The organism is Helicobacter equorum, assembly GCF_900198655.1.
In the GTDB taxonomy this organism is placed as follows: Bacteria; Campylobacterota; Campylobacteria; order Campylobacterales; family Helicobacteraceae; genus Helicobacter_F; species Helicobacter_F equorum.
In genome coordinates this window covers 23,965-49,157 of the sequence record NZ_FZPO01000048.1, presented here as the reverse complement: position 1 = coordinate 49,157, position 25,193 = coordinate 23,965, and the positions used below count along the sequence as shown (strand labels likewise).

Annotated in this window: 21 protein-coding genes and 4 tRNA genes; 9 read left to right on the top strand and 16 right to left on the bottom strand. The window is 36.9% G+C overall.

Going from position 1 to position 25,193, the window contains the following annotated elements:
- Positions 1 to 3: 3 nt before the first annotated feature.
- Positions 4 to 1,491, bottom strand: a complete 1,488-nt coding sequence (gpmI, locus tag C6H22_RS07135; RefSeq protein ID WP_104694613.1) for a 2,3-bisphosphoglycerate-independent phosphoglycerate mutase — start codon at positions 1,489 to 1,491, stop codon at positions 4 to 6.
- Positions 1,492 to 1,627: 136 nt separating this feature from the next.
- On the opposite strand from gpmI, the gene mraY reads away from it, so the two are divergent.
- Genes mraY through C6H22_RS07120 form a run of 3 tightly spaced genes read left to right on the top strand, consistent with a single transcriptional unit; the run spans position 1,628 to position 5,745 of the window.
- Positions 1,628 to 2,719 carry a phospho-N-acetylmuramoyl-pentapeptide-transferase gene (gene mraY / locus C6H22_RS07130; protein ID WP_104694630.1) on the top strand — a complete coding sequence of 364 codons (1,092 nt, stop codon included), beginning with the start codon at positions 1,628 to 1,630 and terminating at the stop codon, positions 2,717 to 2,719.
- A gap of 5 nt (positions 2,720 to 2,724) precedes the next feature.
- Positions 2,725 to 4,029, top strand: a complete 1,305-nt coding sequence (murD, locus tag C6H22_RS07125; RefSeq protein ID WP_104694612.1) for a UDP-N-acetylmuramoyl-L-alanine--D-glutamate ligase — start codon at positions 2,725 to 2,727, stop codon at positions 4,027 to 4,029.
- Positions 4,030 to 4,038: 9 nt separating this feature from the next.
- Positions 4,039 to 5,745, top strand: a complete 1,707-nt coding sequence (locus tag C6H22_RS07120) for an ABC transporter ATP-binding protein (protein WP_104694611.1) — start codon at positions 4,039 to 4,041, stop codon at positions 5,743 to 5,745.
- Between the two features lie 60 nt (positions 5,746 to 5,805).
- Here the strand turns inward: C6H22_RS07120 and C6H22_RS07115 are convergent, their stop codons facing one another.
- Positions 5,806 to 6,675, bottom strand: coding sequence for an NHL repeat-containing protein (locus C6H22_RS07115; protein WP_104694610.1), 870 nt, complete (start codon positions 6,673 to 6,675; stop codon positions 5,806 to 5,808).
- Between the two features lie 294 nt (positions 6,676 to 6,969).
- Here C6H22_RS07115 and C6H22_RS07110 point away from each other — a divergent pair, with 294 nt between their 5' ends.
- From C6H22_RS07110 to C6H22_RS07100, 3 genes are read left to right on the top strand one after another with little or no spacing between them, the layout of a single operon-like run.
- Positions 6,970 to 7,743, top strand: coding sequence for a transporter substrate-binding domain-containing protein (locus tag C6H22_RS07110; RefSeq protein WP_104694609.1), 774 nt, complete (start codon positions 6,970 to 6,972; stop codon positions 7,741 to 7,743).
- Complete coding sequence (locus C6H22_RS07105; RefSeq protein WP_104694608.1) at positions 7,743 to 8,459, top strand: amino acid ABC transporter permease; 717 nt, start codon at positions 7,743 to 7,745, stop codon at positions 8,457 to 8,459. Before C6H22_RS07110 ends, C6H22_RS07105 begins: the two co-directional genes overlap by 1 nt.
- Complete coding sequence (locus C6H22_RS07100; RefSeq protein ID WP_104694607.1) at positions 8,456 to 9,208, top strand: amino acid ABC transporter ATP-binding protein; 753 nt, start codon at positions 8,456 to 8,458, stop codon at positions 9,206 to 9,208. Before C6H22_RS07105 ends, C6H22_RS07100 begins: the two co-directional genes overlap by 4 nt.
- Before the next feature lie 46 nt (positions 9,209 to 9,254).
- Here C6H22_RS07100 and C6H22_RS07095 read toward each other — a convergent pair whose 3' ends face one another.
- The 3 genes from C6H22_RS07095 to C6H22_RS07085 form a co-directional block, all read right to left on the bottom strand.
- The gene (locus C6H22_RS07095) at positions 9,255 to 9,836 is read right to left on the bottom strand and encodes an anthranilate synthase component II (RefSeq protein ID WP_233707080.1); all 582 of its coding nucleotides are present in this window, start codon (positions 9,834 to 9,836) and stop codon (positions 9,255 to 9,257) included.
- Complete coding sequence (locus tag C6H22_RS07090) at positions 9,823 to 11,466, bottom strand: chorismate-binding protein (RefSeq protein WP_104694606.1); 1,644 nt, start codon at positions 11,464 to 11,466, stop codon at positions 9,823 to 9,825. The genes C6H22_RS07095 and C6H22_RS07090 overlap by 14 nt, the downstream gene beginning before the upstream one ends.
- A gap of 36 nt (positions 11,467 to 11,502) precedes the next feature.
- Positions 11,503 to 11,579, bottom strand: a tRNA-Arg gene (locus C6H22_RS07085).
- A 482-nt stretch (positions 11,580 to 12,061) separates the two neighbouring features.
- Between C6H22_RS07085 and C6H22_RS07080 the strand changes: the two genes are divergently transcribed.
- Complete coding sequence (locus tag C6H22_RS07080) at positions 12,062 to 15,520, top strand: S8 family serine peptidase (protein ID WP_104694605.1); 3,459 nt, start codon at positions 12,062 to 12,064, stop codon at positions 15,518 to 15,520.
- 371 nt (positions 15,521 to 15,891) lie between these two features.
- Here C6H22_RS07080 and C6H22_RS07075 read toward each other — a convergent pair.
- From C6H22_RS07075 to C6H22_RS07060, 4 genes are all read right to left on the bottom strand, one after another.
- Positions 15,892 to 15,968, bottom strand: a tRNA-Arg gene (locus C6H22_RS07075).
- A 29-nt stretch (positions 15,969 to 15,997) separates the two neighbouring features.
- Positions 15,998 to 16,074, bottom strand: a tRNA-His gene (locus tag C6H22_RS07070).
- Positions 16,075 to 16,089: 15 nt separating this feature from the next.
- A tRNA-Pro gene (locus C6H22_RS07065) sits at positions 16,090 to 16,167 on the bottom strand.
- Positions 16,168 to 16,294: 127 nt separating this feature from the next.
- Entirely contained in the window at positions 16,295 to 16,666 is a 372-nt protein-coding gene (locus C6H22_RS07060) for a RidA family protein (RefSeq protein ID WP_104694604.1), read from the bottom strand.
- Between C6H22_RS07060 and C6H22_RS08685 the strand changes: the two genes are divergently transcribed.
- Both C6H22_RS08685 and C6H22_RS07055 read left to right on the top strand, forming a co-directional pair.
- Entirely contained in the window at positions 16,656 to 16,823 is a 168-nt protein-coding gene (locus tag C6H22_RS08685) for a hypothetical protein (protein WP_158654662.1), read from the top strand. The two genes, C6H22_RS07060 and C6H22_RS08685, sit on opposite strands and share 11 nt — an antisense overlap.
- Positions 16,771 to 17,310, top strand: coding sequence for a hypothetical protein (locus tag C6H22_RS07055; protein ID WP_158654661.1), 540 nt, complete (start codon positions 16,771 to 16,773; stop codon positions 17,308 to 17,310). The genes C6H22_RS08685 and C6H22_RS07055 overlap by 53 nt, the downstream gene beginning before the upstream one ends.
- Positions 17,311 to 17,316: 6 nt before the next feature.
- Here the strand turns inward: C6H22_RS07055 and trpA are convergent, their stop codons facing one another.
- The 7 genes from trpA to carB are packed head-to-tail and all read right to left on the bottom strand — an operon-like array spanning position 17,317 to position 25,161.
- Positions 17,317 to 18,081 (bottom strand): tryptophan synthase subunit alpha, encoded by a 765-nt coding sequence (gene trpA / locus C6H22_RS07050; protein ID WP_104694602.1) that lies wholly within the window; start codon positions 18,079 to 18,081, stop codon positions 17,317 to 17,319.
- On the bottom strand, positions 18,074 to 19,258 hold the full coding sequence (trpB, locus tag C6H22_RS07045) for a tryptophan synthase subunit beta (RefSeq protein WP_104694601.1): 1,185 nt from the start codon (positions 19,256 to 19,258) through the stop codon (positions 18,074 to 18,076). The genes trpA and trpB overlap by 8 nt, the downstream gene beginning before the upstream one ends.
- Positions 19,251 to 19,853 (bottom strand): phosphoribosylanthranilate isomerase, encoded by a 603-nt coding sequence (locus C6H22_RS07040; RefSeq protein ID WP_104694600.1) that lies wholly within the window; start codon positions 19,851 to 19,853, stop codon positions 19,251 to 19,253. Before C6H22_RS07040 ends, trpB begins: the two co-directional genes overlap by 8 nt.
- On the bottom strand, positions 19,850 to 20,641 hold the full coding sequence (gene trpC / locus C6H22_RS07035; RefSeq protein ID WP_104694599.1) for an indole-3-glycerol phosphate synthase TrpC: 792 nt from the start codon (positions 20,639 to 20,641) through the stop codon (positions 19,850 to 19,852). The genes C6H22_RS07040 and trpC overlap by 4 nt, the downstream gene beginning before the upstream one ends.
- Positions 20,638 to 21,648 (bottom strand): anthranilate phosphoribosyltransferase, encoded by a 1,011-nt coding sequence (gene trpD / locus C6H22_RS07030; protein WP_104694598.1) that lies wholly within the window; start codon positions 21,646 to 21,648, stop codon positions 20,638 to 20,640. Before trpD ends, trpC begins: the two co-directional genes overlap by 4 nt.
- Positions 21,649 to 21,651: 3 nt before the next feature.
- Positions 21,652 to 21,873: an exodeoxyribonuclease VII small subunit gene (gene xseB, locus C6H22_RS07025; protein ID WP_104694597.1), complete on the bottom strand. Its 222-nt coding sequence runs from the start codon at positions 21,871 to 21,873 to the stop codon at positions 21,652 to 21,654.
- A 15-nt stretch (positions 21,874 to 21,888) separates the two neighbouring features.
- Positions 21,889 to 25,161, bottom strand: a complete 3,273-nt coding sequence (carB, locus tag C6H22_RS07020) for a carbamoyl-phosphate synthase large subunit (protein ID WP_104694596.1) — start codon at positions 25,159 to 25,161, stop codon at positions 21,889 to 21,891.
- Positions 25,162 to 25,193: the final 32 nt, after the last annotated feature.

The following is a 25,193-nucleotide window of genomic DNA, read 5'->3' as shown; positions in this document are numbered from 1 at the left end:
GCACTAAAAGAGAGCATTATCCATTTCTTTTGGTTTTGGTAGATTCATAAGTTTGAGGATCGTTGGAGCGATATTATTTAGCCCGCCTTCTTTTGCCACTTCTTTGACGTTTTCATCAAGCACAAAAGCCCATACATCACCTATGGTATGGTTTGTTAGCGTATTGCCTTGTGAATCTTTCATTTCTTCACAATTACCATGATCGCTTGTAATCACAACAGCATAACCCAATTTTTTTGCAGATTCAATAATCCTGCCTAATTGTGTATCAACTGCTTCTACAGCCTTGATGGCGGCTTGAAAATTCCCAGTGTGTCCCACCATATCACCATTTGCAAAATTAACCACAACAAAATCATAACCTTCTTGCATAGCTTCAAGCACGGCATCACCCACCGCTTCTGCGCTCATTTGTGGTTGTAAATCATATGTTGTAACCTTTGGTGAAGGGATAAGCACACGCTTTTCGCCCTCAAACTCTTCCTCGTGTCCGCCATTTAAAAAGAATGTAACATGTGCATATTTTTCTGTTTCTGCAGTGTGGAATTGCTTTAGTGATGCGCTTGAAATTACTTCGGCTAGAGTATTTTGGACCTTATCTTTGGGGAACATAATGGGAAACTCAAAGCTACTATCGTACTCACACATTGTTGCGATATGCAGTTTTAGTACGCGTTTTCGCACAAATCCATTAAATGATTTATTGCCAATCGCATCAACAATTTGCCTTGCTCTATCTGATCGAAAATTAATGAAGATAAATCCATCATTATCGTGCATACCTTGATATGGAGCAAAGCTCACAGGTGGGATAAATTCATCAAAAATTTCTTGTTTATATTGGGATTGGATATATTCTTTTGGCGTTTTGGTCGTTGCATTATCTGCGCATACAATGGCATTATATGCAGATTCTATACGATCCCAGCGTTTATCTCTATCCATTGCATAGAATCTCCCGCTAAGTGTGGCAATATGAATATTTGGATACGCATTAATGGTGTGTTGCACTTCGTTAAGATATTCTAAGGCACTTTGAGGCAAAACATCTCGCCCATCGGTAATAAGATGAAGCCATACGTGTTTATTTTTTGTCGCACAGATTGTAGCAAGACCTAGTAAGTGCGAGAGATGAGAATGCACACCACCATCACTCATAAGCCCACAGAGATGTATATCCTCACATGAATCTGCAACACGTAAAAATGCTTGGTTGTGTTGTATCTCACCATTTTCTAAGGCAAGCGATATTTTGACAAGATCTTGATAAAGCACACGCCCAGATCCTATGCACATATGTCCTACTTCAGAGTTACCCATTTGTTCTTCTGGCAATCCTACACTTAGTCCATATGTGTGAATCATTGCATAAGGGACATTTTCAAAGAGATAATCATAAGTAGGTTTTTTGGCGTGATAAAAGGCATTATATGTGGTATGTTGGCTATAGCCAATACCATCTGTGATAACCAAAACAGCTTTTTTATGCATTCTTGCTCCTTAAGTAAGAGGGTTGAAGTTTGTTGGCAAGGATTTTAGTCTAAAAAACATTAAAATTTAGCCTAGTTTTACAAAATTAGAGATACAATCCCTGATTTATTTTGTGTAAGTTTATGGGGGGATGGATATGCTATATTGGCTGTGGAGCACGGCACATATTAATTTGTTTCAATATATTACATTTCGTGCAGGTGTAAGTTTTTTTCTCGCTTTTATTCTAAGTATTGCATTATTTCCCTATTTTATTCGTTGGGCAAAAGCCAAAAAAGCCAATCAGCCTATCTCGCATTTTGTCCCTCACGAGGAGAAAAAAAATACTCCAACTATGGGTGGCGTAGTGTTTGTGTTTTGCACTCTTATTGCGACATTTTTGTGTGCAGATATGACAAACTCATATATTATATTGGGTATTGTTGGGCTTGTAGGCTTTAGTCTCATTGGTGCAAGAGATGATTTTATGAAGATCTCGGCTAACTCTAATGCCGGTATGAGTGCCAAAGTCAAAATGCTTTTGCTTGTTGTGTTATCGTGTTGTATTGCCTTATGTCTTGCAAATCTTGGGCATGCTGGGAATTTTTATCTCCCTTTTATGAAAGAGCCACTTTTTGATATGAGTGCTTTTGCAAATATCCGCGTAGATTCTATCCATATCCCTATTGTGAGTATTATGTTTTGGATGCTTGTATTTGTAGCAAGTGCAAATGCCGTCAATATTACCGATGGACTTGATGGTTTGGCGACTGCACCAAGTATATTTGCACTCTTTAGTCTTTCTATATTTGTGTATATTGGCGGACACATCGGGCTATCATCATATTTGTATTGGCCTAAAGTTATTTATAGCGGAGAACTTATCGTGATGAGTTGTGCGCTTATAGGTGCACTTTTTGGCTTTTTGTGGTATAACTGCCACCCTGCGCAAGTATTTATGGGAGATAGTGGCAGTCTAGCACTTGGCGGATTTATCGCATATATGGCAATCATTTCACATAATGAAATTTTGCTTATACTCATTGGTATTGTGTTTGTGTTTGAAACCCTTTCTGTAATGCTCCAAATTGGGAGTTATAAATACAGACAAAAGCGGATTTTTCTTATGGCACCCATACATCATCACTTTGAGAAAAAGGGTTGGGCGGAGAATAAAATCATTGTGCGTTTTTGGATTGTTGCTTTGCTAGCAAATCTTATCGCGCTTCTTACACTCAAACTTAGGTAGATTCTATGATACGTATTTTTGGTTATGGCGTTACGACAAAACCTCTTGTGCGATTTTTGAACTCTCTTGGGATACGCGTTGCAATTTATGATGATACATTTGAGGGCACACGCAGTGATGAATTTGGCAATACTTTGTTAGATTCTGCACTTTTTAGTGATGATGGCACACCTACGCCTATTGTGAGCCTTACGCAAGATTCATTACAGACATGCGATGTATCTATCATCTCACCAGGTATTCCACCTACACATATGCTTGTGCGTAAGGCTTGTAATCTTATTGGTGAATATGATTTTTTTTATTTTTTGTTACAACATTGGCAGATTCCACCAAAAAGTGTGTGGATTAGCGGCACCAATGGCAAGACAACCACTACACAGATGACGACCATACTCTTAGAATCTTTTGGTGCAAAAAGTGGTGGTAACATAGGCACTCCACTAAGTGAGCTGTATGTCAATCATACGCCACTTTGGATTTTAGAGACAAGTTCTTTTAGTTTGCATTATGCTACATATGCCACGCCAGATGTGTATGCGCTTTTGCCAGTGCGAGAGGATCATATCACTTGGCATGGAAGTTTTGAGGCATATGTGGCAGATAAACTTAGTGTGCTAGGGCGTATGTGTGAGGATACAAGCGCTATTTTGCCTTTTGAGTTTGCAGAACACCCTGTATCTAGGGCATTTAAGGGCAGAGCGTATTTTTATAAAGATTCGCAACACTTAGCCACGCAGTTTGGGATAGAGATTACATCTGTGCATGTCAAAGAGCCATTTTTGCTTGATGGTCTCATTGCGCTTGGGATTGCCAAGATTTTGTATGGTGTGTGTGATATAGAGGCGCTTAATGCCTTTAAGATTGGTGCGTACAGGATAGAAGAGTTTAGAGATTCACAAAATTATTTGTGGGTTGATGATAGCAAGGGTACTAATGTTGATGCTACTATTGAAGCAGTGCGTCGGTATCAGGATAAACACATATGGCTTATTTTGGGAGGCGATGATAAGGGTGCGGATTTACGCCCACTTTTTAGATTCATGCAGGGTAAATCTATTAGTATTTTTGCCATTGGTAGTAATGCATATAGGCTTTTAGAATTAAGTATGGAATATGGTATATCTTGTGAGGTTTGTAATACGCTTGATGTAGCGGTGGGGGCAATCAAAAAAGCACGATATGCTAAAGATTCTCACAAAGAATTTGATGTTGCCTTGCTTTCTCCAGCTGCTGCGAGTCTTGATCAATTTAGCTCTTACAAGGAGCGTGGAGATGTATTTAAACAATACGCTCTAACTTTAAGATAAGGGATTTTTATGAAACACAAAAAACAAACAACCTTAACAACTATCAATAAATTGCGATCTTTGCTTACAAGGCGTGATAAAATAATTTTGCTTTTATTATTTTTTGCCACGATTACGTATTCTGTGATTGAAACCTTTAGTATTAGTATTATTATGCCTTTTATTAGCTTTGCAAGTAACCCTAATCTCATTACTAGCCATTCTATTTCTCACGAGATTTATACATTTTTTGGGTTTAAGGATAGTTTTGAATTTATGATTGCTTTTAGTGTGGCACTCATTATGTTTTATATTTTTAGAATGCTCTACAGCATTGCATTTACATATGCGCAAAATCGCTTTGCGTATAGAAAATTTCATTTTTTTGCATACCGATTGTTTAGCAAGGCAGTAGAGATTAATTATGATGATTTTGTCAAACGCAAACTTGATAAAATCCGTGCTAATATCACTCAAGAATCGTTACAAGCTTCTATGTATGTGCAAAGTCTTTTGCAAATGTGTGGAGAGCTTTTTACAATTGGTATTTTGTATGTTTTGCTACTTATCACAAGCTGGAAAATGACCTTGGCACTCACCATTATTGTGGGATTGCAAGTTTTTTTAGTGATAAAGATGCTAGGCAAAAAGATTGAAAAAATGGGACAAGTGCGCAGTGCCATGAATGCAAGGTTTAATGAGATTATTTCTAAAACTTTTGGAAATTTTAAGATTATCAAGCTAAAGGGCAATCAAAAACAAGTTTTTGAAGAATTTGAGGAAGCAAGTATGAAGCGCACAAATGCAGAGATCCTTACTCAAACTATGCTTACCACGCCACGCTTTTTGCTTGAATCTATAGGGTTTAGTATGCTTATTGGTTGCGTGGCATATATCCTTGTAACCTATAGGGATGTTGATGCAGTGTTGCCCATTATCTCGATGTATGCTCTTGCCTTATATAGAATCTTGCCTGCTGTAAGCAGAATATTATCGACATATAATCTCATGGGGTATTTTGCGAATTCTGTAGCACTTGTGTATGAGGATTTGTTATATCATACAGATTATGAGGATAATGAGCCCTGTGTATTTGAAAAAAGCATTGAGCTTAAGGGCATTACCTTTGGCTATGGGCCAAACAAAGCGATTTTGCGTGATTTTAGTCTTATAATACACAAAGGCGATAAGATTGCCTTTTGTGGCGAAAGTGGTGCTGGTAAAAGCACATTAGTAGATCTTATCATCGGGATTTATAAACCACAACAAGGCGTGGTGTATATCGATGGCAAGGAGCTCAATAATCACAATCTCCGCTCTTGGCGTAAGAAAATTGGCTATATTCCTCAAACGATATATCTATTTGATGGTAGTGTGGCAGAAAATGTGGCGTTTGGGAGCGAGATGGATGAAGATCGTGTGATAGAGGCATGTAAAAAGGCAAATATTTATGAATTTTTACAAGAACATGCTGGAATTTATACGCGTGTAGGTGAAGGTGGTTTGTTACTAAGTGGTGGGCAAAAGCAACGTATAGGCATTGCGCGTGCTATTTATGATAATCCTGAAATTTTGGTGCTTGATGAAGCTACAAGTGCGCTAGATACAGCAACAGAAGAAAAGATTATGGATGAGATTTATGATGTGGCACAAAATAAAACATTGCTGGTTATTGCGCATAGGCTTAATACTACCGAGCGGTGTGAGCGTAGAGTTGAGATTATTAAACAAAAATAATTGCTTACACACAAATGCGCATTATTACTAGCGGAAGTTTTCCGCTAGTTGTTATAGGGGTTATGGTACATCGATTTTACTTACTTTTTTGTCTATCATTCTTGGTATCCAAAGGCTTACTCCATCGCTATACATATCTGCAGGTCCGCCCATAGATTCTATTGCAATGGTGCTTACTTGCCCTTTAGAATCTATGCGATAAATAACGCCTTGTAGATCTGTGCCCCAATCACTCACAAGTAAATCACCATTTTTAGCTACCGCAACGCCATCAAGCGCACCTAGTGGTTCTGTGATTGCGCGTACTTTTTTGCTTTTAAGATCAATGCTTACAACACTTCCTTTTTGTTTGCCTGCTGGATCATACCCTACTACAATAAGAGCTTTTTTCTTAGGATCAAGTAAAAGTCCATTTGGTCTGGCATATTGAGAATCTAGCTTAGCAAAAGTTTGGTATTGTTTTTTGGCAAGATTAAATTGATGAATGATACCTGTGCCAGTGTCGCTTACTAGAAGTGTATTGTTATCAAGCACTACGATATCATTTAAAAACACCGCACCATCTACAGGAAGATTTAGCACTTCTTTTTTGCTTTTGATGTCAAAGCCTTTTAGTGTATCAATATCCACGACATACAATGTGTCATTAATCACATTCATACCTTTTGGGGCATTAAGATTTGTGATCCATGTAAGCTCTATAACATTGCTATTTTTATCAAGCTTAGAGATAAAGCCATTATTATCTTTTGCCGTTGGCTCAAGTTTTTCACCGATGTTGCTCACATATACTTCATCTTTGTTTACAAAAACGCTTTCTGGATGTGAGAATCCATCGATATGTTGAGGTTGTGTCGCATTTGCACTCATAGCAAGCCCACTTGAAACAATCCCTGTAAGCACAAAGCTTTTAAGCGATTTTGTTATCATATATTATCCTTTGTGTATAGATTCTCAACTCATAAAGATTTGAGAGATTTTCTATGAGTTGAGTTGGGCATAATTATAAATAAAAAGCGTGTTGTTAAGATAACACTTTTTGTACAAAAAATACAAGTTTTTTGATTTTTTTATTCTTTAAAATTTAGAATCCCATAAGGTTGACTTATGTTTTCTTTATTGTTTTCATATTATAATCCCGCGAATATTTACAAAAAGCAAAATGCGTGTTAGTGGCTTATTGTAAAATCAAAAACCCTCCAAAGAATACATACAAGGATTACTATGAAGTTTATAAAATTGTTTTTTGTGTTATTTTCGTTGATTATTTTTAGTGCTTGTTCTGATTCAAATAATACAAGTATCAAGGTGGGCAGTGAAGGTGCATATAAACCATTTTCCTATGTAGGCAAAGATGGAGAGATGATGGGTTATGATGTTGATGTTCTTAGAATCTTGCAAGATATCGATCCAACCTTGAACTTTATGCATAAACATGCACCTTGGAATGCTTTATTTTTGGGGTTAGATTCTGGGAGATTTGATCTGTTAGCCAATCAGATCATAAAAACGCAAGAGAGGGAAGAGAAATATCTTTTTACAACACAAAGCTATTTTGTGAGCACTTCGCAATTTGTGGCAAGATCTGATGATGAGGCTATCAAAAGTGTAGTAGATTTAGCAGGTAAGGTTGCTGGTTGTGTTGTAGGTTCAGCACACACAAAAATACTTCAAGATTGGAATGCTAAAAATGGTAATATCCTAGAGATACGCTATTATAAGGATTTAATCCCACTACTACAAGATTTAGTGAATAAAAGAATTGATGTGCATCTCAATGATCCTGCCTCCATTGCTGATATTATCAAAGAACAGAATCTAAGCCTAAAAGTGCTTGATGAACGCATTTCACAAAGCCCTGTATATTTGGTTTTTAGAAAAGAAGATTTTTCAAAAGCATTGATTAAAAAGATAGATACAGCAATTCTTAAAGCCAAAGAATCAGGCAAATTAAGCGAACTTTCTATGAAATACTTTGGGGTAGATCAAAGTAAATAATGCAACTTTTTGACTTCAGCTATGCCTTTAGTGCTCTTCCTATTTTGTTTAAAGGTGTCCCAATCTCTCTAGCCATTGCCATTGTTGGGTTTTGTGTTGGTGCCTTATTGGGATTGGTCTTAAGCTTAGTAAGGATTTATAAAATCCCTATTGTATTTCAACTTGCTACCATATATATTTCCTTTTTTAGGGGCATTCCTGTTTTGGTGCAGATTTTTTTGGCATATTATGGGATACCATTAGTATTTAGATATTTGAATTATACATATGGCTTTAACATTGATATTTCAGGTATTGATGCTATATATTTTATGTATCTTGTGTATTCTTTATATTGCTCAGCTTATTTGAGTGAGATTTTTAGAAGCGCAATTCTAAGCATTGACAAAGGTCAGCTAGAGGCTGCTTATAGTGTAGGTATGAATACTACACAAGCTTTACTCATTATCATTTTGCCACAAAGTATGCTTGTTGCCCTGCCAAATATTTTAAATTTTTTCATCATGCTTATCAAAGAAACCTCACTTGTTTTCGCTGCCTCTGTTCCAGAAATAATGGGCATAGCGACATTAGAAGCCGATAGAAGCTCTAAATTTTTAGAAGTCTATATTATGGCAGCACTCATTTATTGGGTTATTAGCATTGCGTTAGAAAAAGGATTTATGATATTTGAGAAAAAACTTCATTCTTATAAAAAGATTGTGGGAAAAGCATGATAACAATACAACACTTATCTAAAAGCTTTCATAATCACAAGGTTTTAAAAGATATTGCACTACACATGCAAAAAAATAAAACCTATGTTATTTTGGGTCCAAGTGGATCTGGTAAAAGCACACTTTTGCGATGTATGAATCTCCTTGAGTATGGCAATAGTGGGACTATGAATGTAGATGGCGTAGAAATTGATTTTTCTTCCAAGCCAAAAAAGCGAGAACTAATGCAGATTCGCAAAAGCACGGGAATGGTTTTTCAAAATTATAATCTTTTTGCCAACAAAACCGCACTACAAAATATCACCCAATCTCTCATTACGGTGCATAAATATAACAAAAAAGAAGCTCAAGATATTGCATATACATATTTAGAAATGGTTGGACTAAAAGACAAGGCAAATCATTATCCAAGTATGTTAAGCGGAGGACAACAGCAACGCATAGGTATAGCTAGAGCTTTGGCGTTTAATCCCAAGGTTATGCTTTTTGATGAGCCGACTTCTGCACTTGATCCAGAACTTGTCGATGAAGTGTTACATGTCATAAAAATGATCAAAGATAAAACAATGGTTTTGGTAACCCATGAATTAAATTTTGCAAGAAAAATAGCAGATAGAATCTTATTTATGACCGATGGAGAAATTTTGGAAAACACAACACCCCAAGAGTTTTTTACCAAACCCCAAACACAAAGAGCCAAGCAATTTTTGGACAAATTTACAAAAATGGATTGTGAGTATATCATCTAAATTATTGTATGGGATTCTCATACAATAAGTATGACCATACAAGATTCTAAAGACCATAAAGAAAGTTGTATAATAATTGACTACCAAACTCGCTTAGTATAGATTCTGGGTGGAATTGCACCCCAAAGACATTGTATGTATCATGCTCAATTCCCATTATAACCCCATCTTCACTCACAGCATTAACACGCAATGGCGTAATAACATCATCGACTATGAGTGAATGGTATCTAGTTGCCAAAAATTCTTGCTTCATATTTGCATAGATTTTGCTATGAGGATTGAATCTAATACGACTAACTTTTCCGTGCATAGGTATTTTGGCTTGTTGCACATTGGCACCAAAGTAATGCCCAATACACTGATGTCCCAAGCAGATTCCAAGAATATTTTTAGTTTTGTAAAAAGATTCTATGACCTGCAAGGATATTCCGGCATTTTTTGGATTGCTAGGTCCAGGAGAAAGTATAATGTGATGAAAATTCATACTTGATAGTGAGCATATATCTATCTTATCATTTTTAAACACAAGTGGTATGCAACCAAGATCTCTTAAGCAATGGACTATATTGTATGTAAATGAATCATAGTTATCTATGAGGATAGGAGAATGGTTATTGTATTTCAAGCTTTACCTCTACCATACCACGAACAGAATTGATACAAAAAATCTTATCCGCTTCTAAGAGATCTTGCACGTAAAGTGTTTGTTCAAGGCATTGTTTGTTTGCGATCAATACGCTACGCAAGATTCCATTTAGCACTCCGCTATGTAATGGTGGCGTGTATAGTATTCCATTTTTTTGAATCACGACATTGCTTCGAGATCCCTCTGTAATTTCATTGCGTTCATTAAGGAATATTTCATCATAAAGTTCATTGTGCTCAATTTTTGTCTTGGTGGCGTTATACCAAGGGCGAATAGTTGTTTTGTGGTATAAGAATGTTTCTTGAGAATGCACTGCATGTTGTGCAATACAAACCTTGTTGCTTTGATGTTCTCTAAAATCATGTATATCAATCTTATAACTACCATCTTTATACAAAAGCACTCTTATAATGCCATTTTCTATTTTGGGAAAAGTAATTTCTTTGTGTGCAAAACCCAAGTGTGATGCAGAATTTCGCAATCTCTCTAAATGCTCTTGTAGATACAAAATCTCACCATTTAGCACTCTCATAGTTTCTATGAGTTGATACTCTAGGGTTAAAAATTTTGCCTTTAGCAAAACTTCCTGCCACTCATCAAAAGGATTGGAATCCCAAGTTATCCCACCACCACTTTTATAACACCATTGATTATCTTTGTGATCTTTTTGCAAGATTCTAATAGGGACACTAAATACCATTTCATTTGGAGACATATATCCGATAGCACCACAATACACGCCTCTATTATGCGTTTCTATTTCATCTATGATGCGCATTGTGCTAAGTTTTGGTGCTCCAGTGACCGATCCACAGGGGAATAAAGCACAAAATATATCAAACAAAGTAGTATGTGGCATGAGATGAGCCTGAATCTCTGAAGTCATTTGATGAAGTGTTTTGTGTGTTTCTACACAAAAGAGTTTTGTTGTCTCTACTTTGTGTGCGATTTTACTCAAATCGTTTCTCAAAAGATCGACTATCATCACATTTTCAGCCATATTTTTTGGATCGTGTTGCAAAAACTGAATCTTTTGCAAATCATCTTGTGGATTCACACCTCTAGCAATTGTCCCTTTCATAGGTTTTGTAATAATGATATTATCTTTTCTTTCAAAAAATAATTCTGGCGAAAATGACGCGATACTCTCATATTTATTTGTGATAAAAGCACTATATGGCGTGGCTTGCATTTGCAATAAATACTCAAACAACCCAAGATCCGCACCATTGTATCGGACATCAAAATGTATTGTGTAATTCACTTGATAGGTATTGCCTTTGGCTATCTCATTTTTGATATACGAGATTGCAGCACAATATTCCTCATACGAAAGCTTAGGAGTAACCTCTATATTCTGTATTAGCGGATTTTTGGGAGGGCTATACATCGAATATGTTTCATAGACTTCAAAATAGAGTAGTGGTTTATGAGAAGAGATGTCTTTGTCCAATACAACATCTTTAAGATCGTATCTAAGATACCCAAGGAGATAATATTTTTTTGCATAAGATTCAATTTTTAGCAAGGCTTTTTTGAGATTGCTTGTATCAAAGATGCATATAGTATCAATCGGGTTGCTAAAAGCTTTGTCTTTAAAGATATTCAAAATACACCTTAGTAAGAAGTACGTATCATATGAGAGTGGTACGCCCAAGAGGATTCGAACCTCTGACCTACGGCTTAGAAGGCCGTTGCTCTATCCAGCTGAGCTATGAGCGCATATCTGATAGTGGTTACCAAAGAAGCATACCAAAATACAGAGGCAGGATTATACTATAAAAACCTTAAAAGAACAGCACTAACTTAGGTAGTCAGCAAAAGTTTTTACTTTAAAAAATAACATTCACATTTTTATGATTTATACAGAAAAAGACTTATTTCTTATAGGCGATCAAGGAAAAAGGTTAAATGAGAAACAGAATAAGGGCAATGCTAGTAGTCTCACAGATTCACACTCTCTCAAAAGAAGTGTGTTTGTAGCTTGATCCATAGAGATCGCTATGAAGTAAGAAATATAACAAAGCTTACAAATTGGCAAGACTATAAGATATAGATATAACGACTTATGAGAGTAGATAGTTAAGCACACTTGTCGTAGGATTTATTTACTTGCGCTTAATATAATGAAGTTCTCGAATTTTTGTAAAAAATTATTTTTATGTTATAAAAACATTTTACTTTGATGATAACAGGGAATTTTAGTGAAAAGAGCACTTGTTTTATTTTTTGCGATGATGACGCTAGGGCAAGGAGCTGATGAAACAATACGAGAACATATAGAAAAAAGCTATAACACAATAAATTATGATTATAGCAAAATAGCCCAAAAAGGAACTGGCGTAGCAATAGGTTTTATTGATTCTGCTTTTATTTTAACTCATCCAAGTTTTTTAGGGAAAGTTGGAGATACTAGGGGGCCAAATTATATTAGTGAAGTTCCAAGTAAATCACTTGCTGCTATGCATGGAACTCATGTAGCAGGTATTGCGTTAGGGAATTTTATACATTTAAGTAGTTCAAATGCGGATATATATGGTATAGCTTCAAAAGCTGCATTATTTGGGATTTCAAATCTAAACCCAGATAGTCCAAATCAAGTTGATTATGATGAAGTAATATTTTTTTTTAAAAGTAATAATGTAAGAATTGTAAATAATAGTTGGGGGCTTACTTATTATCCAAATGCTGGTAAAAAAATAGATAATCAAATCTCTTTTGCATATTCTTATGTTGATTTTCCATCAAATACAAATGAAGTGTTTAAAGTGGCAAATGGAGAGATTGATTTAAAGGCTACAATGGAGCTTGCTAAATCCGGAATTCTACAAATTCATAGCTCAGGCAATGAAGGTCAGCGTGCACCTACGATAAATGCCAGTATTCGCTCTTATGATGAAAGCTTACAGGCATGGATAAATGTAGGTGCAATAGACCAAGGCTATTTTACTAAAACAAATGATTATTTTACAATAGACAAAAGTGTTAAAAAAAGTAAGTATGGCAATAATGATGTATATATAAGAAGTGCTTTTACTGATTTTTCAAACTCTTTTAAAGGAGCACAAGCTTATAGTATTTTAGCGCCAGGTTATGAAATACTTTCGGCAAATGCCTATTTTGAAAAAGGCGTATCCCCGTATTCTCAGTATTCAGTAAAATGTATAGAAAATGATGAATTTTGTGCTTTTTCTGGCACAAGTCAAGCAGCGCCTTTTGTAAGCGGTGTGGCTGCTCTGGTGGCTGAAAAATATCCTTTTGCTGATGGTAGGCTTTTGGCTGATATTATTTTAAGCACAGCAAATTCAAATATCGCTGATGACCAATTACCAAAAATAATTGTAAAACAAAGTGACCAACAATGGACAGCTGAGCAAGATAACTGGCAAAAACATTATTATTACGATATTATTTATACACAAGACATAAAAGCAAATGAAAAAAATAATAATGATTTAATACAAGATTTAAAAACAGAGTTACAATTAACAGAAGAAGAGGCAAAGGTTGTAGTATCTCACCTTATGAACGGCACGGCTACTTATATGACAAAAGATGAGCTTATCGGTCAAGGAATTCTAGATGCAGAAAAGGCTTTAAAAGGTCTTGCTAAGCTTGATGTAAATAGGCTTTTAGATAGTGATATAAAAACTGCGCCAAGTGGCGATAAACAAGCGTTTTACACTATAAATACAAAAGGACAAAACGGCGAATTTAGCAATGATGTTTCACAAGTGGAATGGAAGCCTGAGTGGCATAATGAAAATGCGTATAACGCACCAAAAGAGCTAAAAAATATCGCAAAAATCGGCTTAGAGAAAACAGGTGCTGGGACGCTAACGCTTAGTGGTACAAATAGTTATTTAGGCGATACTATCGCAAGTGGTGGAATTCTAAAACTAACCGGTAGCCTTACAAATAGCTCAGTATTTGCGCAAAATGGGGGAATTTTTAATTTAGCTAGTAGTGGAAATGTAGCAAATGATGTAACTGCTATGAATAATGGTATCGTTTTGCTTTCTGGTGGGACGATAGAGCAAAAACTATACTCTAAAAATAATGGTATCATACAATTAGCACAAGGTGGAAGTGCCACAATTAAGGGTGGTGTAAATAACGCTGGAATTCTAAAAGGTAATGGGACAATAATTGGAAATGTAGAGAATACTGGCACTATAATGTCTGGTTTTTATAATGAAATTGATGATATAAAAGGTGGTGAAAAGCTAAATATTCAAGGCAATTTCACGCAGTCGTTAGAGAGTGCAAAACTTCAAATCGCATTTTTAAAAAACGGCACAAATACTGATTTTAGTGCTACAAATTATGCAATATCAGGTGGAATTTTGGAATACATACCACTTCAAAAAGCAAATGAACTAATAAAAGCTGGTGAGACAATCACAATTAACCTTGAAAAAGCATTACAAGATAAGCTAGATGATTTTAAGGAAGTAAGAGCTGGTTCTACAAACATTTTAAATTTTAAAGTAGATGAACAAAATAAAAATATATTAAACGCTTCTATGAAACAAACAGCGTTTTATGGCGGAAACAGCGACCTTGCAAATGCTTTAAAACAAATATTTATGAACGATCACTCGCCTGAGTATGATGCTGCGTTTGCTGCAATTGAGCAACTGAGTCCAGCTATGTATCAAGAATCTATGGAAAGTATAGCCGCTTCTCCTAAAAAACAAAACTTAAATTCTATTGATGGGATACAAAAAACACTTAGTGTGAAAAATGTAGTATTTATAATTGATCCATCTGATAATATTGGTGATTTAAATCCTTCAAGTGCTGTGTTTAAACCAACAGCAGCACTTGGAGATGCTCACTTACAAAATATAGATGATGCGTTTATAAAAACAAAATTAAATAGTGGTTTTACATATCAAAAAACGGAGCATGATGAATATAATCAAGTTTTGCAGCTATTTGATATCCAAGCCAAAAAAGAGATTGATAAAAACTCTAAATTTGGTGCTTTTGTAGGGCTTGGACATAGCAACACAGCAAATGATATTTTGGAAACAAAGTCCAATATACTATCAGTAGGTTTTAGCTATGTGCGTGATTTTGACATAGTTAGTATGCTTTGGGTAATCAGTGGTGGTGTAAGTTTTAATGACCTTAAGCAAAGCGTAAGGTATTTGCCAAACAGCACAACAAATGCTAGATATGATAACTATTTTCTGACTGCTCAAACTGGTATTTATAAAAATTTTGGTATCACTCAAAATATCATTATGACACCAATTATGATGTTTGAATACAATTTCATTCACCAAAATGGTTTTAGCCAAAGTGGCGGAGTTTTTTCAAGAGATTTTAAAGCAACAAATAATAACTTTGCTAGAATTTGGGTAGGTGTTGAAACTTCACAAAAGTGGGTGTTAAATGAGTATGAACTTACGGGTTCTTTATATGCTTTTTATTGGCATAGATTTAATAGAAAACAAAGTGAAGAATTAAGTTTTAGTGTAGCCCCTGATTTGCGATTTAGCAATCATTTTAACGCTGAAAAAGATGGTTTTTATGGTGGTGTATCACTACAGGCTAATAGAAAAAATTTCTTCTTTAAGCTTAGTCTTAGTGATGAAAAAGCAAGTGCATATAATCAATACGCAATTATGTTCCGTGCCGGAATTTATTTTTGATTTATAAGGATTCTAATTTTTAAATTATAACTCTAAAGACCATCACGACAAATAAAAGAAGTAAGAGTATCAAAGCCCTGTTATTACTTTTGTGCGTGGAGTATTTTTTAAAAGCTAGGGTATTACATATGTAACTATATTTAGTGTAGTTCGCTTTATCGTAGATTCTGTATGAAAGCATTTGAGCATAAAAAGCTATCAAAGAATATAGATAATCGTTATTTTTTGGTTATGTTGGAGTAAGGTATGCATATATGAGGAGAATAGACTTTAGTTTGCATATAAAACCCATTGTGTTGGTATTTATGAGACAAAACATTGCGTTAGTTTTGTATAGGAATATTATATTGTCGGATCATGTTTTCTAAGGGTGGTACGCTCGGAGGGAGTCGAACCCCCAACCCTCAGATCCGAAGTCTGATGCTCTATCCAATTGAGCTACGAACGCAAATAAACATGATTAATATTTGGAGAGAATGGGGTGGGTGATGGGGCTCGAACCCACGACCCTCAGTGCCACAAACTGATGCTCTAACCAACTGAGCTACACCCACCATAAGCACAAAAAATGGTCGGGGCGAAAGGATTCGAACCTTCGACCCCTTGGTCCCAAACCAAGTGCGCTAACCAGACTGCGCTACGCCCCGACTAAAAATAAAAGGCGTATTATAGTTTGAGAGACTTTAAAAAAGGCTGAAATCAAGAATACGCGTATAAGCACCCACTTAGTAACAATTGTCAGAATCTAGATTATATTGTAGTATGCTAACAAGGTTAGATAGTTGCTATACATTCAATCTCTACAAGAGCATTTTTTGGTAGAGTTTTTACCGCTATTGTACTTCGTGCAGGTTTGTGATCATCAAAGTATGTTGCATATATAGCGTTCATTGCACCAAAGCTTTCCATGTCTGATAAAAATACACTTGTTTTTATGACCTTTTGGAGTGAGCTTCCTGCTTGTTCTAAAATTGCTCTTAGATTCTCAAATACCTGTGTAGTTTGCGCTTGTATATCACCCTCATTCATTATGCCTTGAGAATTGAGTGCGATTTGACCTGATGTGTAGACAAGTCCATTATGCACGATAGCTTGTGAATATGGTCCTATAGCTTCAGGAGCGTTTGGTGTAAAGATGGTTTGCATAATTTTCCTTTCATATGACTTGAGTGCGCATTATAGCATAGCGACACTTGCTTTTTATCTGAAAATCGTTATAATTCAAGGTGATGATAATTATGGAGTGTGGCGTGAAGAAGATATGGTGTTGTGTATGTGTGATGTGCGGAGTGCTGTGGAGTGATAATTTTATCATAGATTCATATTCCCTTAAAGATTTTGAATTACTTCTTAAGCCTAATCAAACATTGATTATTAACCATCAAACAAAAGCACTACTTGGGATTTTAGAAACTCTTGATGATGGCACGATGAAGCGATTGCCTATTCCAAAAAAATGGCTTAGTAAACATGAAGAGCATGCCTCAAGGCTTAAAATATATTCGGATTACACAGAGACAAAAACTACCATAGGTTCTAGCACTACGACAATTTACCAAAAAAATCAAGACTTTGAATCTAAGGATGTTAGCAATAATCCTGCTTTGCAGTCTTCTTATGCTGTGCCAAAAAACTTACCCACACCACAGCAATCTCAATCAACAAGACAACAAAACCCTTCCTCTGTTAAACCTCAAGCTACAAATAATAAGATACAAAATACTAGAGAATGGGATAAGAAAAAGATTATCTATGAGCAAAAAACCGAAGTTATAGACTTGGGACATTAGATAACTTTATATTTCTTGCATTGCTTGTTTGATACTTTTGGCGTATGCTCCTATGTGCTTGGGAGCATCTTTGCCATGTTGTGCGCAGAGCTTTACAATCGCGCTACCTATGACTACGCCATCGGCATAGCGACTAATCGTTTTGGCTTGTTCTGGCGTAGAAATACCAAACCCTACAGCTACGGGTATATCACGAATACTTTTTATAGAATCTACCATGGCTTTAACATCATTATTGATATTTTCACGCACACCTGTAACGCCATATGAGGACACACAATATACAAATCCTTTGGCTTCTTGTATGATTTGTATAAGTCTTTTGGCTGATGTGGGTGCAACAAAAGAGATAAGATTAATGCTAAATGCATCGCACACTTCCTCAAATTCTTGTTTTTCCTCAAATGGCACATCAGGCAATAAAAGAGCTTGTATGTCTAGAGCATTGGCTTTTTGCATAAATTTTGTACTTCCATAGGAAAACACTACATTAGCATATGTCATAAAGGCTAATGGCACATTGCATTTGCGACGCACGCGCGCTACCATATCAAATATTGCATCTGTGCTCACGCCATTTTTAAGTGCTTCTTCACTTGCTTTTTGTATGACTGCTCCCTCCGCCACTGGATCTGAAAATGGGATACCAAGTTCGATGAGATCTGCACCATTTTCTGCAAGGGTATAGATGATTTCTTCGCTTATGTCTAGATTGGGATAACCACAAGTAATAAATGGAATAAATGCTTTATGCGTAAAAATATCATTCATAGATTTTTGCTCCTCTATATCGTGCTATAGCCGCACAATCCTTATCGCCTCTACCAGAGAGATTCACTACTATGATATGGTTTTTTGGCATGGTGGGGGCAATTTGTATTGCGTAGGCTAATGCGTGTGCACTTTCAATAGCTGGGATTATACCCTCAACTTTTGCAAGATATTCAAATGCTTCTACTGCTTGTATGTCTGTGATAGGGACATATGTAGCGCGACTACTATCTCGTAAAAATGCGTGCTCTGGTCCAATGCCCGGATAATCAAGTCCTGCAGATATACACTCTACAGGTGCGATTTGTCCATATTGATCCTGACAAAAATATGATTTCATACCATGAAAAATGCCTACTTTTCCCACACTAAGTGTTGCAGCGCTTTTTGGGGTTGTTATACCTGCACCTGCACCCTCGCACCCTACAAGCTTTATATGTGAATATTCTAGGAAATGATAAAAGGCTCCAATGGCATTAGAACCACCACCTACACAAGCAATAACCATATTTGGTAGGCATCCCTCAAGATGTAGGATTTGTTCTCTAATCTCTTGTGAAATGATTGCCTGAAAATCACGCACAATGGTAGGAAAAGGGTGGGGACCCATGACAGAACCAAGTACATAATGCGTGTTGGCTATGTTGCGCGTCCATTCCTTGAGTGTTTCGGACACTGCGTCTTTGAGTGTAGCGGTGCCACTTTCTACTACATTGACTTTAGCACCTAAGAGATTTATGCGATAGACATTGAGTGCCTGGCGTATGGTGTCTTCTTTGCCCATAAAGATTTCACACTCCATACCCAAAAGGGCTGCGGCAGTTGCAGTCGCTACGCCATGTTGTCCCGCACCTGTTTCGGCGATAAGGCGTGTTTTTCCCATTTGTTTTGCTAATAGGGCTTGTCCTAGTGCGTTATTTATTTTGTGTGAGCCTGTGTGGTTTAAATCCTCGCGTTTAAGATAGATTTTTGCACCACCCAGATTCTCGCTCATTGCCTTAGCAAAATATAATGGCGATGGGCGATTGACATAATCTTGCAATAAAGTTTTTAGTTGTGTCTGGAATGTAGTATCATGTTTGTAGTGCGTATAGGCTTCTTGTAGTTCAAAGAGTGGTTGCATAAGTATCTCTGGCACAAATGTGCCTCCAAATTCTCCAAAATATGCTTTATTCATGGGTGTTTCCTCGTATGGTGTGTATGATGTGTGCCATTTTTTCAAAGTCTTTTATTCCTTGCGATTCTATACCACTTGAAACATCAATCGCATAAGGCTTGTGTGATATGGCTTGTGCGAGATTACTTGCATTAATACCACCTGCCAAAAAATATGGTTTTGTGTTATGTATCTCATCTAAGAATTTCCAATCAAAACATAAGCCACTGCCGCCACTGCTACTATCATAGAGTATATGGTCTGCAAGTGTGGTGGTGTGTATATCGTGTATATTTTGCACACGCACTGCTTTGATAATAGGTACATTGCACAATGCTTTAAGTTCAGCTATGTATTCCTCACTCTCGTTTCCGTGAAGTTGTATGATGTCGATTAATCCTTCTTGGATAATCTCAAGGATTCTCTCTTTTGGACTATCAACAAAAACCCCCACTACTTGGATAGAATCTATAAGGTGTTTTTTATATTCATAGGCTTGAGAAATGCGTATTTCTCTCTTGCTTGGAGCAAAAACAAAACCTATGAAATCAGGTTGTAGTATGTTGGCAAAAGTAATATCTTCTTGTCTAAAAAGCCCACAAGTTTTTATTTTCACTGATGTGTATCCTTGGTGCGTAATTTTGTGAGTGTAGCGCCTTTGTCTTGTGTACTCATAAGTGTTTGTCCTATCAGCACCGCATTAAAACCACAAGATTCTAAGAGACAAATATCATCTGCAGTTTTTATCCCACTTTCACTGACAAGTATAACATCATTTGGCACAAGCTTTGCAAGTTTTGTGCTTGTGTGAATATCAACACTAAAATCTCGCAAATCGCGATTATTAATCCCAATAATGCGTGCTTTAGAATCTAATGCAACGCGTAGCTGCTCCTCATCATGTACTTCTGTAAGCACACAGAGCCCTAGAGTATGAGCTATGTCTAAATATTCTTGGATTTGCTGTGGTTGGAGCATTGCTACTATCAAAAGGATAGCACTTGCACCAAGCACTTTGGCTTCATAAATCATATACGAATCTAATATGAAATCTTTTCGTAATATAGGGATATTCACACATTTTGCTATGTCTTGTAGATATTTATCATTACCCAAAAAGTGTTTTGGTTCGGTTAAGCATGAGATACAATCCGCTCCAGATTCTTGGTAGGTCATAGCAATTTGCACAGGGTCGAAGTCTTTGGCGATGATACCTTGCGAAGGCGAGGCTTTTTTGACTTCACAAATAAAGCTCATTCGTTTGTGGGAGAGGGCTTGTTCAAACCTCCCATAACACTTATCTAATGCCAAAGCTTGTGTGCGTATATGTTCTAATGATAGTTGTGCTTTTTTGTGTGCTATGCGATCTTTAGTATCTTGTGTTATTGTATCGAGGATAGTCATCTGTTGCTCTCTGCAATAAAGCATTCTAATTGTTTGCTTGCCATGCCTTCATCAATGAGATTCTCCGCCATTCTTACACCTTCTTTTATGCTTTGTGCTTTGTTTGCTATGTATAGCGCAGCTCCAGCATTAAAACACACAGCTTGGCGTTTTGCTCCTTTTTGTATGCCATAGAGAATATCTCTGGTGATTTGTGCATTTTCTTGTGCATCTCCACCTTTTAAATCTTCTTTGTCGCAGTATGTATAGCCCACATCATTTGGATCTATTTCATACATACTGAATTTACCATTATCGACTTCACATATTTTTGTGGGCGCACTCATTGAGATTTCATCAAGTTTGTCTTTGCCATATACAACCATACCACGCTTAACCCCTAAGTTACACATAACTTTGGCTAATGGCTCTACAAGGCTTTCATCATATACACCCATAAGTTCCATATTCGCCCCAGCAGGATTACATAATGGTCCTAAAACGTTAAAAATTGTCTTTATGCCTAGTTCTTTGCGAATTGGCGCTACATATTTCATTGAGATATGATAATTTTGTGCAAACAAAAAACATATATGAATCTTATGTAAAAGGGCTTGAGATTGTTCAGGCGAAAGAGAAATATTCACGCCCAAAGCCTCTAGCATGTCCGCCGCACCACTTTTAGATGATGCTGCACGATTGCCATGTTTGGCGACTGATACACCTGCGCTAGAAACTACAAGTGCAGCAGTTGTGGAGATATTAAAAGAATTTGATCCATCACCACCTGTGCCTACAATTTCTAGCACATCCATATTATGAAGTAATTTTATGCAGTACGCACGCATACTTTTTGCTGAAGCAGTGATTTCCTCGATACTTTCACCTTTGAGCGCTAGGGCAGTGAGATATGCAGACATTTGCACTGCACTTGCTTCACCGCGCATAATCTCGTGCATGACTTCTTGGGCTTGTTCAAAGCTAAGATCTTTTCTGTGTGAGAGTTGTATAATGGCTTCTTGTATCATTGCTTATGATCTTGTTGCATTTTCATCATAGGATTGCTTTTGAATCTCCTCAAACTCTAGCTTGGCAGATTCTAGCATTTCTTGAGCCTTTTGGAGAGTTGCCATACCATTTTTATATAACTCTACACCCTCTTTGAGACTCACATCGCTTTGTCCCAAACGCACAATGATATTTTTGGCATTTTCCACAAGTTCCTCAAAACTTTGGTTTTCTACATCTTGCATTATTTCTCCTTGTATTTACAGAAAGTCTTGTAGCGCAGTGGCTTGATTAATATCTGTATCTACCATTGCTTCAAGAGCCAAGACTGCCATATTTGCTGCACTAAGTGTTGTAAAATATGGGATATTGTCTTTTAGAATCTGCGCACGAATAAGGATTGTATCGCCTTTGTGTGATTGCATATCACTTGTATTTATTGCCATAGCAATATCATTATTTGTCATTAGATCCGTGATATTTGGGCGTCCTTCAGAAATTTTTAGCACCAATTCAGATTCTATGCCTTCAGATGCAAATGCCTTATGCGTGCCACCTGTCGCACAGAGTTGGAATCCTAGCGCAAGAAGTTTTTTGGCAAATACACATCCAGCCTGTTTATCTCGTTGGCTTAGTGAAATAAAGACTTTGCCCTTTGTTGGAATAGCGTTTTTACATGCAATTTGTGATTTGGCAAAGCTCACACCTACATCTTTAGAGATTCCCATTACTTCACCAGTGCTTTTCATTTCAGGACCTAGCGACATATCCGCACCACTTAGTTTATTAAATGGGAATATAGATTCTTTGATAGCCACACATTTTAGGGTTTTGTGTTTAAGAATTTCATCTGTGTAATCGACATTATCAAAGCTATCATAATATGCTAGCGCTTCTCGTAGATTGCCTTGCCACATTACCCTTGTAGCAACTTTAGCTAATGGAATCCCTGTGGCTTTGGAGACAAAAGGCACGGTGCGTGAGGCTCTAGGATTAACCTCAATGAGATATAGTTCATCTTTATAGATAGCATACTGCACATTCATAAGCCCTATTACACCGAGGTTTAGCGCAATTTGGGCTGTGGTAGATTCTATGTTTTGTAGCATACTAGCGCTAAGCCCAAATGGTGGTAGGCAACTAGCGCTATCCCCACTATGAATCCCTGCTTCTTCGATATGTTGCATAATGCCACCGATATATACGCTAGATCCATCGCTAATGCAATCTACATCAAGTTCTAATGCAGAATCTAAGAATTTATCAATAAGCACTGGTGAATCTTCACTCACTTTGACGGCTTCTTCCATATAGGTGCGTAATTCTTCTACGTTATCCACAATACGCATAGCGCGCCCACCAAGCACATAACTTGGGCGGACAAGCACAGGGAATCCAAGTGTATTGGCAATATTATATGCTTCATCTTTAGTGCGTGCTATGCCATTTTTTGGTTGCAAGAGATTATGTTTTTCCACAAATGTAGCAAACTTTTCCCTATCTTCGGCTGTATCAATAACTTTGGCACTTGTGCCAATGATATGTGCACCGATGAGGTTTAGAGATTTGGCAAGTTTGAGTGGTGTTTGTCCGCCAAAATGCACAATCACTCCATCGGGCTTTTCTTTTTCAATCACACTCCGCACACATTCAAAAGTGATGGGTTCAAAATACAAGACATCACTCGTGTCATAGTCTGTGCTTACCGTCTCTGGATTGCAATTATACATAATGCTTTGTATGCCCATATCTTTGAGGGCAAAACTTGCATGCACACAACAATAATCGAACTCAATGCCTTGACCGATTCGGTTTGGTCCGCCACCGATGATTAAGACTTTTTTTTGTGTGTGTTTGTCTGCATTGCCTTGTGTGTGAATATCTACAAAGGATTGTGTGTTAAAAGGTGTTGTGCCATATAAATATGCTGTTTGGGTGCTAAACTCTGCCGCACAAGTATCTACTTCATTGTATTGTAGTTGCACATGCAATTTTTGTCGCAACACATATATATCTTCTTCTCGTAATTCTAAACCCTCGTTTTTATTGATAAGGAATGCTAACATTTTATCACTAAAGCCATATTGCTTGGCGAGTCGTAAAAACTCTGAATCTTGCAAGGCTTCAAAAGAGATTTGCTTCTCTAATGCAATAATTTCTGCAATTTGGTGTAAAAAATATGGATCGATTTTGCACCATTGATGAATTTCTTCTACGCTTATATCATTTCGTAATGCCTCTGCAATATACAAAAGTCTATGAGCATTTGGGCGACGAACTTCCCTTTGGATCTCGCTTAAATCGTTACTAATTGGATTAAATCCAAAGATTCCTGTCTCTAAGCTCCATAGGGCTTTTTGCAAGGATTCTTTGAAACTCACGCCAATTGCCATAACTTCCCCAATGGATTTCATAGAGGTGGTGAGTGTTGAATCTGCTTGTGGGAATTTTTCAAAGGCAAAGCGTGGGATTTTTGTCACAATATAATCAATACTAGGTTCAAAACTCGCAGGTGTGCCTGTGATGTCATTTTTGATCTCATCAAGTGTATAGCCTACCGCAAGCAATGTTGCAACCTTTGCAATTGGATAGCCTGTGGCTTTGGAGGCTAAAGCAGAGCTCCTAGAAACGCGTGGATTCATCTCAATAACCGTCATTCTACCAGTTTTTGGATTGATAGCAAATTGCACATTGCTTCCACCTGTATCTACACCAATTTCTCGCAAGATTTTAAAACTTGCATCACGCATTCGTTGATATTCTTTGTCTGTAAGCGTAAGGGCAGGGGCGATCGTGATAGAATCTCCTGTATGCACACCCATAGGATCTAAATTTTCAATGCTACACACGATAATGCAGTTATCACTTTTATCGCGTATTACTTCCATTTCAAACTCTTTCCAACCAAGTAGCGATTCTTCAATTAAGATTTCGCTAATTGGGCTTGTATCTAAGCCATTTTGCGCGAGCGTTTTAAATTCATCAATATTATATGCTACGCCACTACCGCCACCAGCAAGCGTGAAACTTGCACGAATGATAAGTGGAAATCCTATTTCTTTGGCTGCTTCAAGTGCTTCTTCTATAGTGTAGGCATAGCGAGATTTTGGTAAATCCATACCGATTTTTAGCATTGCTTCTTTAAAAGCCTGTCTATCTTCACCCTTTTTAATCGCGCTAGGATTTGCACCTAGAAATTTTACACCCTCTAACATGCCTTTTTCATACATACTCATTGCGACATTTAGTGCGGTTTGCCCACCCATAGTAGGCAAAATAGCATCAACTTTTTCTTGTTTGATAATATTAGCAATCACTTTTTCGGTAATAGGTTCGATATAGGTGCGATCAGCAAGATTTGGATCGGTCATAATTGTTGCAGGATTGGAGTTTATAAGCACCACGCGATAGCCAAGATTTTTGAGTGCTTTGGCTGCTTGTGTGCCAGAATAATCAAACTCACATGCTTGTCCAATGACAATAGGTCCCGAACCAATGAGTAAAATAGTGTGGATATCTGTGCGTTTTGGCATTGCCTGTCCTTTGAGATACAGAAATATTTGCA